The organism is Salinibacterium sp. NG22 (genome assembly GCF_015864925.1).
In the GTDB taxonomy this organism is placed as follows: domain Bacteria; phylum Actinomycetota; class Actinomycetes; order Actinomycetales; family Microbacteriaceae; genus Rhodoglobus.
The window spans coordinates 694309-710740 of record NZ_JADYWG010000002.1; the positions used below are offsets into that span (position 1 = coordinate 694309).

At 62.4% G+C, this 16432-nt stretch carries 14 protein-coding genes; 3 read left to right on the forward strand and 11 right to left on the reverse strand.

The genetic code is table 11. The features are described from left to right. Positions 1-6: 6 nt before the first annotated feature. From I6E81_RS12915 to I6E81_RS12930, 4 genes are all read right to left on the reverse strand, one after another. Positions 7-1530 (reverse strand): ATP-binding cassette domain-containing protein, encoded by a 1524-nt coding sequence (locus tag I6E81_RS12915; protein ID WP_197108444.1) that lies wholly within the window; start codon positions 1528-1530, stop codon positions 7-9. Beyond that, the gene (locus I6E81_RS12920) at positions 1527-2495 is read right to left on the reverse strand and encodes a branched-chain amino acid ABC transporter permease (protein WP_197108446.1); all 969 of its coding nucleotides are present in this window, start codon (positions 2493-2495) and stop codon (positions 1527-1529) included. Before I6E81_RS12920 ends, I6E81_RS12915 begins: the two co-directional genes overlap by 4 nt. Then, positions 2492-3376, reverse strand: a complete 885-nt coding sequence (locus I6E81_RS12925) for a branched-chain amino acid ABC transporter permease (RefSeq protein ID WP_197108448.1) — start codon at positions 3374-3376, stop codon at positions 2492-2494. The genes I6E81_RS12920 and I6E81_RS12925 overlap by 4 nt, the downstream gene beginning before the upstream one ends. A gap of 78 nt (positions 3377-3454) precedes the next feature. Next, positions 3455-4684, reverse strand: a complete 1230-nt coding sequence (locus tag I6E81_RS12930; RefSeq protein WP_197108451.1) for an amino acid ABC transporter substrate-binding protein — start codon at positions 4682-4684, stop codon at positions 3455-3457. A gap of 138 nt (positions 4685-4822) precedes the next feature. On the opposite strand from I6E81_RS12930, the gene I6E81_RS12935 reads away from it, so the two are divergent. From I6E81_RS12935 to I6E81_RS12945, 3 genes are read left to right on the forward strand one after another with little or no spacing between them, the layout of a single operon-like run. Continuing rightward, the gene (locus I6E81_RS12935) at positions 4823-6409 is read left to right on the forward strand and encodes a bifunctional 3-(3-hydroxy-phenyl)propionate/3-hydroxycinnamic acid hydroxylase (RefSeq protein WP_197108453.1); all 1587 of its coding nucleotides are present in this window, start codon (positions 4823-4825) and stop codon (positions 6407-6409) included. Then, entirely contained in the window at positions 6406-7578 is a 1173-nt protein-coding gene (locus tag I6E81_RS12940; protein WP_197108455.1) for a CaiB/BaiF CoA-transferase family protein, read from the forward strand. The genes I6E81_RS12935 and I6E81_RS12940 overlap by 4 nt, the downstream gene beginning before the upstream one ends. Further along, positions 7575-9101, forward strand: coding sequence for a carboxyl transferase domain-containing protein (locus I6E81_RS12945; protein ID WP_197108457.1), 1527 nt, complete (start codon positions 7575-7577; stop codon positions 9099-9101). The genes I6E81_RS12940 and I6E81_RS12945 overlap by 4 nt, the downstream gene beginning before the upstream one ends. Before the next feature lie 69 nt (positions 9102-9170). Here the strand turns inward: I6E81_RS12945 and I6E81_RS12950 are convergent, their stop codons facing one another. The 7 genes from I6E81_RS12950 to I6E81_RS12980 form a co-directional block, all read right to left on the reverse strand. Continuing rightward, positions 9171-10637, reverse strand: coding sequence for a flotillin family protein (locus I6E81_RS12950; RefSeq protein ID WP_197108459.1), 1467 nt, complete (start codon positions 10635-10637; stop codon positions 9171-9173). Between the two features lie 46 nt (positions 10638-10683). After that, on the reverse strand, positions 10684-12144 hold the full coding sequence (locus I6E81_RS12955; protein WP_197108467.1) for an aminopeptidase P family protein: 1461 nt from the start codon (positions 12142-12144) through the stop codon (positions 10684-10686). Between the two features lie 206 nt (positions 12145-12350). Continuing rightward, complete coding sequence (locus I6E81_RS12960) at positions 12351-12782, reverse strand: hypothetical protein (protein ID WP_197108469.1); 432 nt, start codon at positions 12780-12782, stop codon at positions 12351-12353. 181 nt (positions 12783-12963) lie between these two features. Beyond that, positions 12964-13653, reverse strand: a complete 690-nt coding sequence (locus I6E81_RS12965; protein WP_197108471.1) for a GntR family transcriptional regulator — start codon at positions 13651-13653, stop codon at positions 12964-12966. Beyond that, a complete protein-coding gene (locus I6E81_RS12970) occupies positions 13646-14626 on the reverse strand; it encodes an ornithine cyclodeaminase family protein (protein ID WP_197108473.1) in 981 nt (326 codons plus the stop codon). Before I6E81_RS12970 ends, I6E81_RS12965 begins: the two co-directional genes overlap by 8 nt. Beyond that, positions 14623-15639, reverse strand: a complete 1017-nt coding sequence (locus tag I6E81_RS12975; RefSeq protein WP_307784166.1) for a proline racemase family protein — start codon at positions 15637-15639, stop codon at positions 14623-14625. The genes I6E81_RS12970 and I6E81_RS12975 overlap by 4 nt, the downstream gene beginning before the upstream one ends. Before the next feature lie 195 nt (positions 15640-15834). Continuing rightward, complete coding sequence (locus I6E81_RS12980) at positions 15835-16185, reverse strand: HPF/RaiA family ribosome-associated protein (protein ID WP_197108491.1); 351 nt, start codon at positions 16183-16185, stop codon at positions 15835-15837. Between the last annotated feature and the right edge of the window lie 247 nt (positions 16186-16432).

Sequence of the window (16432 nt, forward strand, 5' to 3'; positions counted from 1 at the left end):
CGCAGGTCAGCCGAGGTAGCTCGACAAGAGCCGGGCATCAGCGAGCAACTCTGCAGGCTTGCCCTCCAGAGTGATCTCGCCCTGGCCGAGCACCATCGCGCGGTCAGCCAGCCCCAGCGCACGGTCCACGCTCTGTTCAACGACGATCATCGCGACGCCAGAATCTCGAATCGCTCCGAGCGCTTCATACACTTCGTCGACCGCGATCGGCGAGAGACCGAGAGAGATCTCGTCAAAGACCAGAAGCGTGGGCGCTGACATGAGTGCTCGTCCGATAGCGAGCATCTGCTGTTGCCCACCCGACAAGGCTGTTCCCGAGTTCTTGCGGCGCTGCTTGAGAATCGGGAAGATCGAGTAGACCGCCTCGAGTCGCTCTGCCTTGACGTGCTTGCGCGCGTCCAATCCACCAGCGATCAGATTCTCCTCGATCGACAGGGTTCCGAAGATCTTGCGACCCTCCATGCACTGAGCGATACCCAGTGCCGTCACCTCATCCGGTCGCAGCCCGGCAATTGATTTGCCGGCGAAGGAGATCGTTCCCGAGGTCAGTGGAACAGCGCCGGCGAGCGAGCGAGCCATCGTCGTCTTGCCCGCACCATTCGCCCCCAAGAGGGCGATACATTCCCCGGCATTCACCGAGAGCGAGACGCCCTTGAGCGCATTCAGGCCGCCATAACGCACCCAAATATCGTCGACGGCGAGCAGAGGCGTGCCGGGCACTGACGTCGCTACGCTCACAAGCGACGTGAGCGAGGCACGGATGCCCGCCCGCTTCTCCTCGTCAACCACGACAGTGTCGGCGCTCTCCGCAACCGAGCCAAGGTAGAGCGATGCGACCACGGGGTCAGCGAGCACTTTGGGCGTCTCATCAATCGTGACCATCTTGCCGAAGTCGAGAACCGCAGTGCGATCGCAGCACTGCGAAATGACATCCATCACGTGCTCAATGAGCACCATCGACTCGACCTCGGTGCGCAGGCTCTGGATGATCGCAATCAGCTCTTCGGTCTCTGAGCGAACCAGCCCGGCGCCGATTTCGTCGAGCAGCAGCACGCGGGGCTTCAACGCCAACGCTCGGGCGAGTTCCAACCGTTTGCGACGCAGCAGGGGTAGCTTGCCCGCAACTTCTTCGGCAAAAGGGGTGAGCCCCAGGCGTTCGAGGATGCCGGCAACGAAGGGCTCGAGCTCGCGCTGCGAAATGTGGTGGCCCGAGTTTGTCGCGGCGAGGCGCACATTGTCGGCCACGGTCATCCGAGTGAATGGTCGTGGAATTTGGTACGTGCGACCGATGCCCAGGCGCGCCCGATCGGCGGAGCTGAGTTTGCTGATGTCGCGGCCTTCGAAAGTGACGGTGCCCGAGTTCGGCGTGAGCGCGCCCCCAATGACCCCGATGAGGGTGCTTTTGCCCGCACCGTTGGGGCCAATGACACCCAAAACTTCGCCGGGCGCTACTTCGAGCGAAAGGCTATCGAGCGCACGAACCCCGCCATACGACTTGGTGATCGACTCGAGCTGCAATACGGCGGTCATGAGAAGTTCCTGTTCTTCTGCAGAGCGAGCGTCAGCGTGCCCCAGATCCCATTGGGCATAAAGCGGATGACCAGCACGAGAACCACACCGACGACGGCCAAGTGGATCTCGGGGAACTGGATGAGAAACTCGCCAAGCAACACGATAAATACGGCACCGACCCACGGGCCGACCTTGGTGCCCATGCCGCCGATGATGGCAACGGAAACGATGTCGATCGTCCAGCTCATCCCGAACCCGCCGTTGGGCTGAACGATGCCCTGGTTGAGCGCCTGAATCGAGCCGACGATGGCGATGAGTGCACCAGAGAGTCCGAACGCCCACAGCTTGGTGCGATAGGTGCGCACCCCCAGCTGGCTTGCGACATCTTCATCGTCGCGCACCGCTTGCATCCGGTACGACCATCGGCTGCGCAGTAAGAGCAGAACGCAGACCACGACGAACACGGCAATGAGCAGCGCGATCCAATACAGGTCATAGGCCTTGGGCGCTCTGGCGGTCAGGTAGATTCCTGCTTGGCCGCCGAACCACGGACTATTGACGACGAAGATGCGCATCGCTTCGGCGAGCGCGAGAGTGCCCACGGTGAAGTACAGGCCACGAAGGCGGAACAACGCCGGGCTCACGATGAGCGCGAACAGCCCCGCGACTAGTGCTGCGAGAACAACACACAGCGCAATCGGCAAGCCCGCGTTGCTGGCTATCGCCATCGTGTAGACGCCGATTCCGAAGAACGCTGCCGAGCCGAGCGACACTAGCCCCGTGTACCCGGCGGCAATATTCCAGGCGGCGGCAAGCGCTCCTAGTTGCAGGATGCGAAAGCCGACCTCTTGCTGATACGTTCCCGCAAAGTACGGCACGGCGAAGGCAACTGCGGCCAGCACGGCAACGATGATGAAGTCTCTCGGGCCCACACGAGTGGGGGTCGCGATGCGACTGAGCAGGATAGAAATTCCGTTCTTCACAGTGAGCGCCTCCGTTTGAGGATTCCGTTAGGCGCGATGGCCAGAAGAATGATGAGCATGACGAGTCCAACAAAAGTGCGGTAACCGTCGCCGAAGAAGTAGGCGCCGAGCGATTGGATGACGCCGAGGGCGATTCCGCCCACGAAGGTGCCCATGATGTTGCCGAGACCGCCGAGCACGATGATTGCGAACGCGGTGAGCAGGTACTCCGAGCCGGATGACGGGGTGAACGAGAAGCACAGTGCGATGAGCACTCCACCCATCGATGCCAACCCTCCGTTGAGGGCGAAGGTGCCCCAGCGCACGCGACTCACGTGGATGCCGACAATGGCCGCCGAGATCGGGTCTTCAGAACTGGCCCGCAGCGAGCGACCGAACGAGGTGCGGGTCACCAACATCCAGACGGCCAGACAGACGGTCAACGAAATGGCGAACCCGATGAGGTAAATCGTCGGGAGGTTGATGGGGCCGATAGCGAGCGTTTCGCGGCTGAAGGCCGTGTCGAGCGATCGGCTGTCGCCGGAGAAGAACCGAATGAAGAGGTTCTCGAGAATGATCGCGAGGGCGAACGTGGTGAGCAATCCCGCTTCTTCGCCGTGCTTGGCGACGGGAGCGAGGATGAAGTGCTGCACGGGCGCGGTGAAGGCGAAGCCAAGCACAAAGACGATAGGCAACGCGAGCAGAGGGCTGATGCCCCAGAACGCGGCCAAGTAGAAGGCGGCGTAAGCACCAAGCACGACAATCTGGCCGTGCATGAGGTTGACGAGTTTCATCACTCCCAACACGAGGGAGAGCCCTACCGCGCTGAGGGCGATGAGCCCACCGAGAAGGGCTCCGCCGAGGACTGTATTAGCCAGTCCTACAGGGTCAATCGAGTTCATCCGAGAGTCATCCACATCGTTGTAGGGGCGGTGGGGTGAGGGGCCGACACCGCAGTGCCGGCCCCCGTGTCACCGGGATTAGGGAACGGGAAAGAGGAAGTCCCCTGTCGCCTGTTCCGTCGGCCACACGATGATCGGAACGCCGTCTTGCCACTGCGACGACACGACGGGGATCTTTGCCGCGTGCTCGTCATCAAACTTCACCGGACCGACGGCGTAGATGCCGTCGGTTTCGCCGATGGCGTCGTTGATTTCGTCTTTGTCGAGCGACCCTGCTGCTGCGATGGCATCCATCAGCACCATTGCTGCCGTGTAGCTATCAGCGATGTGCTGGCTCGAGGTCAGGCCGGTCTCGGATTCGAACGCGTCTTTCAGCTCTTCCGCGCCGGGGTAACCGAAAGACGGATCCCAGTAGGCTCCGACGATGATGCCGTCGGCCAGGTCTCCGAGCGCTTCAGCGAACTGAACTGGCTCGGCGCCCTTTTCGGCGACGATGACCTTCGGGGTCCACCCGATGGCTGCCATCTGCTTGCGGATGGAGATCGCCGCTGGTGTGATCGACGAAATGAAGACGATGTCAGCGCCTGACTCTTTGGCCTTCTGAATGGCGGCCGAGAAGTCGGTGTTGTCAGCGGGGAATTCGATATTTCCCGCGATCGTGTACCCCTGGTCGGCAGCAACGGCTGGCCAAATTTCGTTTCCGATTGCCTGCCCGTCAGGGCCGTTGTCGTGAAGGATGAACACTTGCTTGTTGGTTTCGATCCCGTTCGCCTCAAGCGCTTCGAAGGGAGCGACAGCCTGGTCGGCGACCGAGAAGAAGATGTCCCAGGCGTAGGTCCACTCCTTCACGGACTTGAACACCTCGATGGGGGTGCACTCCGCGACGAACGGAACGCCCTGGGAATCGGCAACGACCGCTCCCGGGTTCACCAGGTCAGGCGTGCAGGAACCGAGCAACGCATCCACCTTGGTGGAAGAGATGAGGGTCTTGATCGATGACGTGACCTCGTTGGGGTCGGACTTATCGTCGACGAGAGTGAGTTCGACTTCGCGAGCGGTTCCATCGATCATGATGCCGCCAGCAGCATTCACTTCGTCGACGGCGTGCTGGTAGCCCCATTGAAGGAAGCTGCCGAAGCCGGCGAGCGCTCCGCTGAGGGGAATTGTTGCTCCGATGCGGATGGGTTCTGAGGAATCAGAGGTTCCTCCATCCGCCCCTATGGGGGAACAACCAGTCAGGGCAAGTGCTGTTGCCGTGATGAACGCGAGGCCGCCAGCCAAGCGCCTACGTCGGGTACTGAGGTGCATCGCGAATCTCCTTTGATTGCGGCCCGTGGTGCACGGGATACCCCATACTCAAACCCTGTCGGCAAGCAAACAACTTTCCATCCCGTATTTCGGGACAGAACTTCGGCGCCCGCTTTCGCTACTTCTAGGCTCGGCGACGTGAGCAATGAAGCTACGCCGCCAACAGCGGCAACCGACAACTATGACGTGATGATCGTGGGACTTGGTCCCGTGGGAAAGCTACTGGCGATCCAACTTGGCCGTGCTGGTCATCGCGTCCTCATCGCCGATCGCAAGACCGAGGGCTATCCCCTGCCCCGTGCGGTTACTCATGATTTTGAGTTCGCACGGATCCTGCAATCCATCGGTCTGGCCCCGGACACGATTCCGGAGATCACCGAGCCGTACGACGATATGTATGTCTGGCGCAATGCCGAGCGCCAAAGCCTTGTCGAAGTCGACTGGAGCGGAATCGGATCATCCGGTTGGTACAACACCTACTTTTTCAGCCAACCTGCGCTTGAAGACCGCATGGAGGCGGTGCTCCTGGCATTGCCCACTGTGACGGTGCTTCGCGGATGGTCGGCAGAGGTCATCGCCGACGACGACGTTGTCTCAACCCGACTGAGCAACCTCGCCACAGCAGACGAGCTCATCGTGAAATCCCGCTACTTGGTGGGCGCTGACGGAGCGAACAGCACTGTTCGCCGGTGGGCCGGTATCGACTGGCACGACATGGGATTCTTCTACGACTGGCTTGTCGTTGACGTCATCCCCGATCCCTCTCTCGAATTTCCTCACGTCGCGATTCAGACCTGCGACATCGCTCGCCCCGCCACGATGGTTCCCGGTGGCCCCGGGCGACGGCGCTGGGAGTTCATGCGCTTGCCGCACGAGACCATCGAGTCGCTCAACAAGACCGAACGGGCGTGGGAGCTGCTCGAACCGTTCGGAATTCGCCCCGACAACTCTGAACTCGAACGACACTCGGTGTACACCTTCCAAGCCGGTTGGGCCACCAGCTGGCGTCAGGGCCACGTGTTGTTGGCGGGAGACGCCGCCCACCTCATGCCTCCTTTCGCCGGCCAGGGTTTGGGCGCCGGTCTGCGCGATGTCATGAATCTGTTCTGGAAACTCGGGGCTGTGCTTGACGGTCGCGCCGCCGAGAGTGTTCTCGACACCTACGAGACCGAACGCCTCACTCACATCCGCGAGTTCATCGACTTCTCCATTTCACTGGGGCGCGTGATCTGCATCACTGATCCCGCAGAAGCAGCAGAACGAGACGAACGGATGATCGCCGAGCTCGCCAAGGGACACGCTCCCCCTGCGCCTCCCGCCCCGCTACTGGGCCCAGGACTTCATCTCTCCGACGGCGGACAGCTTTCGCCCCAAGCGACTATTCACTTCGACGGTTCCGCTGCCCGCTTCGACGACCTGTATTCAGGGGCGGTACTGATGATGGCGCAGGCCGAGCTCTACACGCTTCTCTCCCCTGAGGCCGCCGCTGCGATCCGCGATCGGGGCATCACCGTCGTGGCCCTCTCCGGCGAGCATCCCGCCGTCATCACGATTGACGAAGTCGACGGCACGTACGCTGCCTGGCTCGACCAGCTCAACGCCGAGGGCGTGCTCATCCGCCCTGACTTCTACACCTTTGGCGCCGCCACTGGGGTCGAGACCAGCGCCATGATCCTCGCCTTCAGCGACCAGCTCGGCGTCTCCACGCTGGAGGCACGAGCATGACCGATACCGGTTCGCTCAGCGGCTATCTCGTGCTCGACCTCACTCGCGCCTTGGCCGGCCCTCACGCCGGGATGATGCTGGGCGACTTAGGTGCGCGAGTCATCAAAGTGGAGACCCCCGGCACCGGCGACGACACTCGCGGTTGGGGTCCGCCCTTTGTCGGCGACGAAGGAGCTCGGGAGTCGACCTACTTTCTCTCCACCAACCGGAACAAAGAATCGATCACCCTCAACCTGAAGGATGCAGCAGACTCGGCTCTGCTGGCAGATCTCATAACGCGTGCTGATGTTCTGCTCGAAAACTTTCGACCAGGAACGCTCGATCGCTTGGGCTTTTCCCCCGCACGCTTAGAAGAGCTCAACCCGCGCCTCGTGTTGTTGTCGATCAGTGGCTTTGGCCACGATGGTCCCGAGGGCGGACGGGCAGGCTACGACCAGATCGCTCAGGGCGAAGCAGGGCTCATGTCGATCACGGGCAGCAAGCCAGACGATCCCCAGCGCGTTGGTGTGCCGATCGGCGACTTGCTCGCCGGAATGTACGGCGCCTATGGCGTGCTCGCGGCGTTGCTCGAAAGAGAGCGCACGGGACGCGGGCAGGTTGTTCGCACGTCGCTTCTCGCCTCCGTCGTGGGAGTGCACGCCTTCCAAGGCACGCGGTGGACGGTCGCCGGCGAAGTCGGGCTTGCGAATGGCAATCATCATCCATCCATCGCTCCCTACGGGCTCTTTCACACGGGATCCGGAGCGGTGCAAATTGCGGTGGGGTCGGAGAGTCTCTGGGCGCGGTTGTGCGCCATGACCGGAATCGCAGTCGATGACGAGCGCTGGGCATCCAACGGTCAGCGTGTAGATAATCGTGACTCCCTCATCGCCGCCTTAGAAGAAGTATTCTCGGTCTGGAATGCGGATGCCCTGCTGATCGCTCTCGAGGAGGCAGGCATCCCCGCCGGGCGAGTGCGCAATCTGCAGCAGGTCTATGAGTGGGACCAAACGCAGTCGCAGGGACTCATCGTGGATGTCGACCACGCGACCCTCGGCGAGATCAGCCTGCCTGGCCCGCCATTGCGTTTCTTCAGCGCCGACGGCGAAGAGCACACGCGCACGGCACACAGCGCGCCGCCGACTCTCGGACAACACAACGACTCTGTGCGTGATTGGCTTATCCAATGAACACCCCTCCCAGTGCTCGCGAGCTCATCGCCATGACGCTCGATGATGGCACCTTCGTCAGCTGGAACTCGCCGCTGGCTCCGTTGCCCATCGAGGAGAACTACCGCAGCGAACTGGAGGCGGCCCGCGCCAAGACCGGTGAAGACGAATCACTCGTCACCGGCGAAGGCCTACTCAATGGGGCGCGCGTCGCTGTCGTCGTGGGCGAGTTCCGTTTTCTCGGTGGCTCCATCGGCGTCAACGCCGCGACCCGGATGGTGGAGTCAATCCAGCGCGCAACCAGAGAGGGCTTACCGGTGCTTGCCGCCCCCGTCTCGGGCGGAACGCGCATGCAAGAAGGCACCCGTGCGTTCTTGCAGATGGTCAAGATCACCGAAGCAGTCGTGGCGCACAAAGCCGCGAAACTTCCCTACCTTGTCTACCTCCGGCATCCCACGACCGGCGGAGTTTTCGCTTCGTGGGGTTCGCTCGGCCACATCACCGTCGCTCAAACGGGCGCTTTGGTTGGCTTCCTCGGCCCCAAGGTCTACAAGGCGCTCTATGGTGCCGACTTTCCGGAAGGTGTTCAAACCGCCGAGAACCTTTTCGCCCACGGCATTGTCGACGCCGTGCTCGATGCCAAGCATTTGCGCACCATGGCCGGTGAGGCTCTGGCAATCATCGCTGCCGCTGATGATTCCGTTCCTCCGCCGGCGGAGGAACCCGCGACGCAGATTCCCTCGTCGTGGGAGTCAATTCAGATTTCGCGCCGCAGCGGGCGCCCCGGCCTGCGTTCGCTTCTGCGCTACGCCGCGACATCCATCGTTCCCCTGAGCGGAACCGGTCAAGGCGAATCGAACAAATCGGCCGTGGTGTCCTTGGCCACCATCGGCGGACGAGGAACTGTTGTTGTCGGGCTTGATCGGCGAGCACAGGGCGAAGCCGAGCTGGGTCCGGATGCTCTGCGCCAAGCCCGCCGCGGAATGGCTCTCGCCGCTGAGCTCGGGTTACCACTCATCACCGTCGTTGATACTCCCGGAGCAGCCCTTTCTCGCGAAGCAGAGGAGGGCGGTCTCGGCGGAGAGATCGCACGCTGCCTAGCCGAGATGTTGGATCTTTCCGTACCGACCGTCGCCGTAATTTTGGGTGAAGGTACCGGAGGCGGAGCGCTCGCTCTGATGCCCGCCGATCGCGTTATTGCAGCTAGGAACGGGTGGCTCGCGCCGCTGCCGCCCGAAGGAGCCAGCGTGATCATGTTCGGCGACACCACGCACGCCGCGAGCATGACCGTCGACCAGCGCGTGCGTTCTCAGGATCTGCTCGACGACGGAATCGTTCATGAAATCGTCGAAGAATGGCCCTCTGCTGACGTCGAGCCCGCTGAGTTTTGCCGCAGAGTCGGTCACGCCATCGTGCGCCAGCTAGCCGACTTGGAGCGCCAAGACAACGATCAGCGCCGGGCCGCGCGCACGGCCAACTACCTCGGTCTCGGCATCGCCGACAGCGGTGCAGCGAGCGCCGACCAGGTCAGCGACCACGCCTAGCGTTCACATCGCGGCAAACGAAAGGGCGGGCATCCGATGATCTGGATGCCCGCCCTTGCCGTTATGCAATTATTCCGAGCTGTCGCTGCCCTCGGTAGCGCCAGCGGAAGTCTCGCTGAGAGCTACTTCTGCAAGCTTTGCTGCGAGCGAGGTGTCGTTTGAGGTGTCGCTTGCGCTGGTGCCGGCGCTGCCGCGAGCACCTTCACCAACAGCCTGACCAACGGCGCGGCCCTGAATGATCGAGGCGAGGTCGAGACCTGTTGCAGCCTTGATCGATTCGAAGGAGCTACGCAAAGCGATTGAGCTTTCGTTTCCGATGGTGTCGGCTGCACTTGATCCGCTGCCGCCGATAACGGTGACAGAACCGATCTGACCGTAACCCTTTGCCCACTGCTCCATGACGAGCGGCAGTGATTCGAGGGCACGCTGGGCGAGGAGTGCATCTTGGTGCTTGGCGAGAGCCGCAGCTTCTGCCTCGATGCTTGCTGCGCGAGCTTCACCCGAGAGGCGAACGGCATCCGCGTCGGCGGCGGCGCGAACGCGCACTGCTTCTGCTTCAACTGCTGCAATCTGGGCCTGAGCTTCGGCGCCCTTGACCAGACGGTAGGCGTCGGAGTCGGCATCCTTCTGAGCCTTGTACAGGTTGGCATCGGCTACACGCTTCACGTCAGCGTCGAGCTCTGCCTGACGGTTCTCGGCACGCTGCTGCAGAACGCCCTGCTCAGCCGTGGCGCGAGCGAGCGCTTCAGCCTGCTCAGCTTCAGCGTTGGCCTTACCGACCTCAGCCTTGGAGTCTGCGGTGTTCTTATCGAGCGCGGTCTGCTCGATCAGGTTCGCCTCGGCAACAGTGATGTTGCGCTTCGAGATCTCGCGGTTGGCGTCGGCCGTGGCGAGTTCTGCTTCACGACGCTTCGACTCGATCTGCGGAGTTCCGAGCGACTGGATGTAGCCAACTTTGTCGCCGATGCCCTTGATCTGGAAGGAGTCGAGAATCAGTCCCTGCTCCGACAGTTCGGTCGACACATCCGTAGCGATCTGGTCAGAGAACTTCTTGCGCTCACGCATGAGTTCAACAACCGAGAGGGTTGCGACAACACCACGAAGAGCACCTTCAAGCTGCTCTGTTGTGAACTGCTCGATGGCGGCATCCTGCGAAGCGAAACGCTCGGCAGCACGACGAACCAGGGCAGGGTCAGAACCGATCTTCACGATCGCTACTGCTTCGACCTGAAGCGTTACGTTGTCAGCCGACTGCGCCTCTGCAGTCATTGACACCTGGCGCGAGCGAAGCGAAATCGTCTCGTGGCGCTGTGTGATCGGGTTGACCAGTGCCTTGCCATTCACGATGACCGTGACGGCCGAGTCCTTGCCCGAGGAGTCCTTTTGCGAACGCCCCGAAACGACGAGGGCCTCGTCGGCGCGAGCGACCTTGAACCAGGCGCGAGCGATCAGCAACATGACCAGGAAAAGTACAACAAGGATGACCACCCCGATTCCGATGAGGAGGACGAGTCCGCCAGTGGCGAAGATTTCCATGTATGCACCTTTCAAAAAATGAGCGATCTGCACCCATTGTCCTTGGTTAGAGGCTGCGCATCCACTCTTCGATGCCGGTTGCCGTAATGGGCAGCGCTTCGGAGAGAACTTCGTGGCCTGTCGGGGTGACCATCACGTTGTCTTCGATGCGCACGCCGAGGCCGCGCAGCTCGGGCGGCACGGTGTTATCCCACTCGTGAAAGTACAGTCCGGGCTCGACCGCCATGACCATTCCGGGCACGAGTTCGCCGCTCTGGTAGGCGGAGTAGCTCGACTGTGCGCAGTCGTGCACGTCGAGACCGAGGTGATGACCGATGCCGCACACAATGTACCGACGGTGGTGCTGGCCTTGCGGGCTCAGTGCCTCATCGACCGAGACAGGAAGCATTCCCCAGTCGTGCAGACCGGTCGCAATCACTTCGAGCGCGGCGAGATGAAAGTCGCTAAAGATCTTGCCGGGACCAACCGCCGCAAGTCCCGCACGGTGTGCCTTCTCTACGAGGTCGTGCGCTTGACGCTGAGCCGCCGAGAACGTTCCGGATGCCGGAAGCGTGCGCGTGACATCCGCCGTATATAAGGAGCGGGCTTCCACTCCCATGTCGAGCAGCACGGCGGCGTCGGGATTCACGGGGCCGTCGCAGCGCACCCAGTGCAGCACGGGTGCATTCTTTCCGCTGCCGACGATCGTGGTGTAGCCGGTGCCATTGCCGACGGTGCGGGCGTAGCGATCAAAAGTGCCTTGCAACCAGCGTTCGCCACCGAACTCGATGGCTTGCGGAATCTCGCGGGCGACTGCCTTGAAGCCTTCGATCGTGTGGTTCACGGCACCGCGCAGTTCGGCGATTTCCCACTCGTCTTTGATCATCCGGATCTCCGAAAGCACACGACCAAGATCCTGCGAGACCGGGATGTCGCGCAGCAGCGGGTTCGCTCCGTGCAGTGATCCGGTGAGCGCGATGTCGCTCGCACGCGCCAAAGCTGCATCGAGTTCCGAAAGTGGACGCGTCTCGATCTGCAGCGCGGCCGTCCACTCGGGCATGCCGGGTGCGGAGCCGACCCAGAGTTCACCGTGGGCGGCATCCGCAAAGAAATCTGCCTCACCGGGATATGCCGGAGCAGGAATAAACAGCGTCGCGTCGTGGCCACCGGCCGTGGGGCTCATCACGAGCACGGCGTCTTCTGCCGAGCATCCGCTCAACCAGAAGAAATTGCTGTCGGGGCGGAAGCCGTAGTAGTTGTCGTTCACGCGCACGGGAGCCGTGCCGCCGACCACCACAATTGTGCGTCCAGCAAAGGCGGGGCTCAGTCGTGCGCGGTGCGCTGCCGTTGCCGCGGCGATGCCCGGCACGGTGTCGGGCGTGCGGTCGGGGGTAGCCCACCCGGTTTCCATGTACTCGATGAACCCGGTCGCGTTGCGCAGGTGCGGCAACCGTGGGTCGCCACGATCAGGGTGCGGCACTGACGCTGAGGGAGCGGTGTGCGGGTGGGAGTCAGAAGTCGAGTGCATGGTGCGGGCCTTTCGAAGCAGAGAACTGGCTGCCGGCGGTACACACAGCAACAGAAGTTGTGCCTCCATTTTACGCGCGGAACGATACAACCTTCAGACTGCACCTCCCCCTCGCCGAGGAGCCGACAGTTCAGGACTGAACGGCCGACTCCTCCCACGCTGCGGAGACCGAGCTCAGAATGTGGCTCGGCTCCTAGCAATGCTGGTTACACCGATTGAACGCTCGTAGCCGACGCTACGGTCTCAATATTGAGTTCGCCTTTCAGCCCTGCCACGCGATGAACCGCGGCGGCTTTCCACTCGTCCGTGCGGACCATGTCCACAAGATCGGACCGTTGGCCATAGCGCGCGATCATGATCTCGTCCCACAGCTCTTCGACCTCGCCGGTGTTCAGGAACGTCACGTCGCCGTCGAAGGTCACTTCTCCGCCGATGCCCCGGATCAACTCTTCCGCCACCTTGGCATAGAGGTGGTAGGCCTCGCGGCCCGTGAGCTCGGTTTCTCTGCCGTCGGCGTACTCGGCGTGATCTTTGAACTTCAGCATGTTGACCATGAAGATGGGACCTTCCGGACCGGGTTGCCCGATTTCCTCGAGACGCTCCTTGCTGGTGGGCAGAACTTCGTTCTCAACATCCATAGTGATCCTTTGGTTGGTGCTGGCCAACGGCCAGCCACGCTAGTGCACGCTACACCTCCGGATGGAGTCAGCAGTACCGGAGCAGTGCACCCTTCGAGCTTCACCGCCACTGAGACCGCGCTAGCGGCACAACGGTCAGCGCACCTCCGAGCGACGTCGTCGACGGTAGCGTGAGTGCGCTCTAGCGCGAGCCCTGCGGTGCTTCGCTGGTCGCCCAGTTCGTGCGCACGTGACCGAGATGGTTGCGCATGATCTGCTCCATCGCGGTGCGATCGTGCTCAAGCGCCGCATCGATCATCGCGTAGTGCTCGTTCGTGTTTTCGATAAGGTGGCCCGCATCGGCGACCCCTTTGAGCCCGTGTAGGCGGGTGCGATCGCGCAGCTCCCGCACGGTCGCCACGAGGATCTCGTTGCCGTGCAGGGCAAGAAAGCGGGTGTGAAAAGTCGCATCGGCACTGAGGTAGGCCGTGAGGTCTTTACGGCGGGCGGCATCCACCATCTCGTCGACGATGGGTCGCAGGGCGTTCAGCTGCGTATCCCGCTCAGCACCGGATGCTGCAGCCACTTCCACCATGATCGGCACTTCGAGCAGCAGGCGTACTTCGGCGATCTGGTCGAGGTCGTGCGCGGTGACCTCCGTGATGCGAAAGCCCGTATTGGGCACAACATCGACCATCCCGTCGCGGGCAAGATCGAGCATCGCCTCGCGAATCGGAGTGGCCGAAACGTCGAGCTGTTTGGCGAGCGCCGGGGCCGAGTAGACCTGCCCTGGCACCAGCTCGCCCGCGATGAGTGCCGCCCGCAACGTGTCAGCAACGTACTGGCGGATGCTCGCGCGTGGCGGTCGCGACGCCGCCGTCTGCTCAGTCATCAGTACCCGTAACGCCGTAGCCATCGTCGACCCTCGATGGTGCCGTTGCACGACTAATCGCGGACGCAACAGCGAGGTCTTCCCAACTCATCCCCGAGCTCTTGAACACCACCGGACGGTCAGCCTGCAGTTCGACCCGGCCGCACACGACATCGGCCATCGCAAGAAGGTTGTCGGCCGAAAGCACGCCCTCCCCGGTCGCGAGGATCACGTCGCCACTTTCCCGCAGTGCGGTTGGCACGTCTTCGACGATCACTTGCGCGCGCGCCATGAGCGCGGAGTCGAGTTCACGGGCATCCGGTTCGTGCGAGCCAACGGCAATCACGACGGCGTCATCTCGAACGGCCGCGGAGTCAAAGAGCGGAGTGCGGGCTGTCGTCGCGCAGATTATGAGACCGGCCTCGGCGACGGCGGCTTCGGCATCGGCGCTCCCCGCCGCCACGACCGTGGCTTCAACGACGTCAATGGGCCGCGGAGTGCGCACCACGAACGTGACCGAGGCGAGCTCACGCTTCGAGCCCAGCACAGCTTTCAGCGTTGCAAAATGATCGATTCCCTGCGGCCCGGCCCCGAAGATGACGACGTGGAGTGGCTCCGCGCTGCGCAGTAGCGCCCCCTCAGTGGCAGCCAACGAGACGGCGGGCGTGCGAATGTTCGAGAGCGCGGCCCCCTCCATCAGCAGTTGTGGCGTCAACGTTTCGCTGTCGAACAACACGTAGAGGCCTTGGATGCGCGGCAGTCCCCGCGCCGGATTCTCCGGACTGATCGTGATGATCTTGATGCCGGCGTAGGGCCCGACCTCTGAGGGCATCAGGAGAAAGTCGCCCTGGGTCAGCTTCTCGGTCGACCGCACATGGTCGGTTCCCGTATCGAATCCGGCGAGCAGCGCATCCTGAATTGCACCAACGGCTTCGACAGGGCTGATCGCGGCATACAGAGCCGCGGTGTCGAGGTAGCGGGGCGCGGCGCTCATCGCAGCACGAACCCTGGGGTGAGGGTGTCGCGAGCGTCGACGGTAAAGACATGCTCGCCCGTCTTGAACGCCATCCCCGTCACTTGCGGCATCACCGCGTCGTGGCCTTCCGCCTCAACGCGCTCGAGTACGCGCGCGGTGAATTGCGAGCCCACGATCGAGTCGTGCACCAGCGTTGCATCCTCAGCGAGAGTGCCGTTCGCCGTGAGGGTGGCAAGGCGTGCGCACGTGCCCGAACCGCACGGCGACCTATCGAGCTCGCCGTCGGCAAAGATCGTGGCATTGCGTTGATGAACGGCGCCGCCCGGATGCGGTGGCAACGTTTCGTACACGATAGTTCCGTAGATGCCGCTGAGTCGCTCGTCGGACGGATGCACGGCACAGGCCGAATCGTTGAGAGCCCACTTGATCTCCCGCCCGATCGCGATCACGGCTGCCGCATCTTCGGGGGTCACTGTGAGCCCGACGGATGCCGCATCCAGTTGCGCGTAGATTGCGCCGCCAAAAGTCACATCGACTACGACCTCGCCCCGCGAAGTAGCGACAGGGACCCGTTCCGCGAGCACGTAGCTCGCAACGTTAATGAAGTCGACGCCGGTGACGCTGTCGCCATCGGTGTGCACACGCGCGGTGACTCGCCCCGAAGGAACATCGATGACAACGTCGGTCGATCCACTGGGATCGATGGCGACACGTCCGCTCTCGATCGCCCAGACCCCGAGCGCAATCGTGCCGTGCCCGCATGCGGTAGAGAAGCCGTCTTTGTGCCAGAACAGCACGCCGAAGTGTGCGCCGGCGTCGTTCGGTTCAACGATGAAGCCGCCATACATGTCAGCATGGCCGCGAGGTTCAAAGCAGAGAATCTGGCGGATGCGCTCGATCTCCGGTGATTGCATCGCGAAGACGCGCTTCTCGGGAACTCCCGCGCCCTCAATGCTCACCGGCAGCGACGAAACGATTCGGAACGGCTCACCGCCCGTGTGGTAATCCACCGTCGAATACTGTTCCGCCACGATTGGCCAGCCTTCCCGCGCTTCTGGGTGAAATTGCAATTGCAATGCCATTCAGTCTGCCAGCGGCGACCCACTTTGTCCATGCGAAGTCGGCGGCCCCGCACGCCGCGCCGCGCCCCGCGCACTGGGCACTGCGCACTGCGCACTGCGCACTCAGATGCAGAGCGCGCAGCACTAGGCTCGCGCGCACACGCATTAACTCGGTTCAACCCCGCCCATCGAGCTGGCACCCTTGTGCTGGTCAGCGCGGCCGAAGGTGGTCTCGAGCACGTGCTGCATCTTTCGAGTGGCGCCGTTGAGTGCAGCATCCACTGTTGACGCGTTATCGCTGGCAAGCTCGGGGGTGCGGTTTTCGGGGCGGGCTTCAAGCTGGCAGCGGATGTCGTCGCCTGTGCTGCGACCGGCACTCTCGTCACTCAGGTGAACTTCAAGTCGTGTGAGGTGAGCGCTGAAGTGCGCGAGCTTGGATTCGAGCTCCGCCGTAATTGACGCAATGGTGTCTTCGCTGAGGGTGATGTTGTTATCGGTATTGACGATGACCTGCATGGTCGCCTCCTGGCAGTTGGGGAGTGCTGCGAGCGTGCCCTGAAGTGAGGAGTTCGCGGGAGGGCCGCTAGTGCATCCACTCCTCACGCTACGCCGCGAAGCTGTACGCCCAGGCATTGCCTTTGTGATGCCATAGGTGGTTAAAGCAAAATAGCCACACCCCGAAGGGTGTGGCTATTTTACAATTGAAGTCCGGCGGTGTCCTACTCTCCCACAAGGTCCCCCTTGCAGTACCATCGGCGCAGAG

Excerpts from the sequence above, each read along its gene's own strand:
- I6E81_RS12970 (WP_197108473.1), bottom strand. The coding sequence starts at position 14,626 with ATGAGCGCCGCGCCCCGCTACCTCGACACCGCGGCTCTGTATGCCGCG.
- I6E81_RS12965 (WP_197108471.1), bottom strand. The coding sequence starts at position 13,653 with ATGACTGAGCAGACGGCGGCGTCGCGACCGCCACGCGCGAGCATCCGC.
- I6E81_RS12915 (WP_197108444.1), bottom strand. The coding sequence starts at position 1,530 with ATGACCGCCGTATTGCAGCTCGAGTCGATCACCAAGTCGTATGGCGGG.
- I6E81_RS12980 (WP_197108491.1), bottom strand. The coding sequence starts at position 16,185 with ATGCAGGTCATCGTCAATACCGATAACAACATCACCCTCAGCGAAGAC.
- I6E81_RS12960 (WP_197108469.1), bottom strand. The coding sequence starts at position 12,782 with ATGGATGTTGAGAACGAAGTTCTGCCCACCAGCAAGGAGCGTCTCGAG.
- I6E81_RS12945 (WP_197108457.1), top strand. The coding sequence starts at position 7,575 with ATGAACACCCCTCCCAGTGCTCGCGAGCTCATCGCCATGACGCTCGAT.
- I6E81_RS12955 (WP_197108467.1), bottom strand. The coding sequence starts at position 12,144 with ATGCACTCGACTTCTGACTCCCACCCGCACACCGCTCCCTCAGCGTCA.
- I6E81_RS12925 (WP_197108448.1), bottom strand. The coding sequence starts at position 3,376 with ATGAACTCGATTGACCCTGTAGGACTGGCTAATACAGTCCTCGGCGGA.
- I6E81_RS12930 (WP_197108451.1), bottom strand. The coding sequence starts at position 4,684 with ATGCACCTCAGTACCCGACGTAGGCGCTTGGCTGGCGGCCTCGCGTTC.
- I6E81_RS12950 (WP_197108459.1), bottom strand. The coding sequence starts at position 10,637 with ATGGAAATCTTCGCCACTGGCGGACTCGTCCTCCTCATCGGAATCGGG.
- I6E81_RS12940 (WP_197108455.1), top strand. The coding sequence starts at position 6,406 with ATGACCGATACCGGTTCGCTCAGCGGCTATCTCGTGCTCGACCTCACT.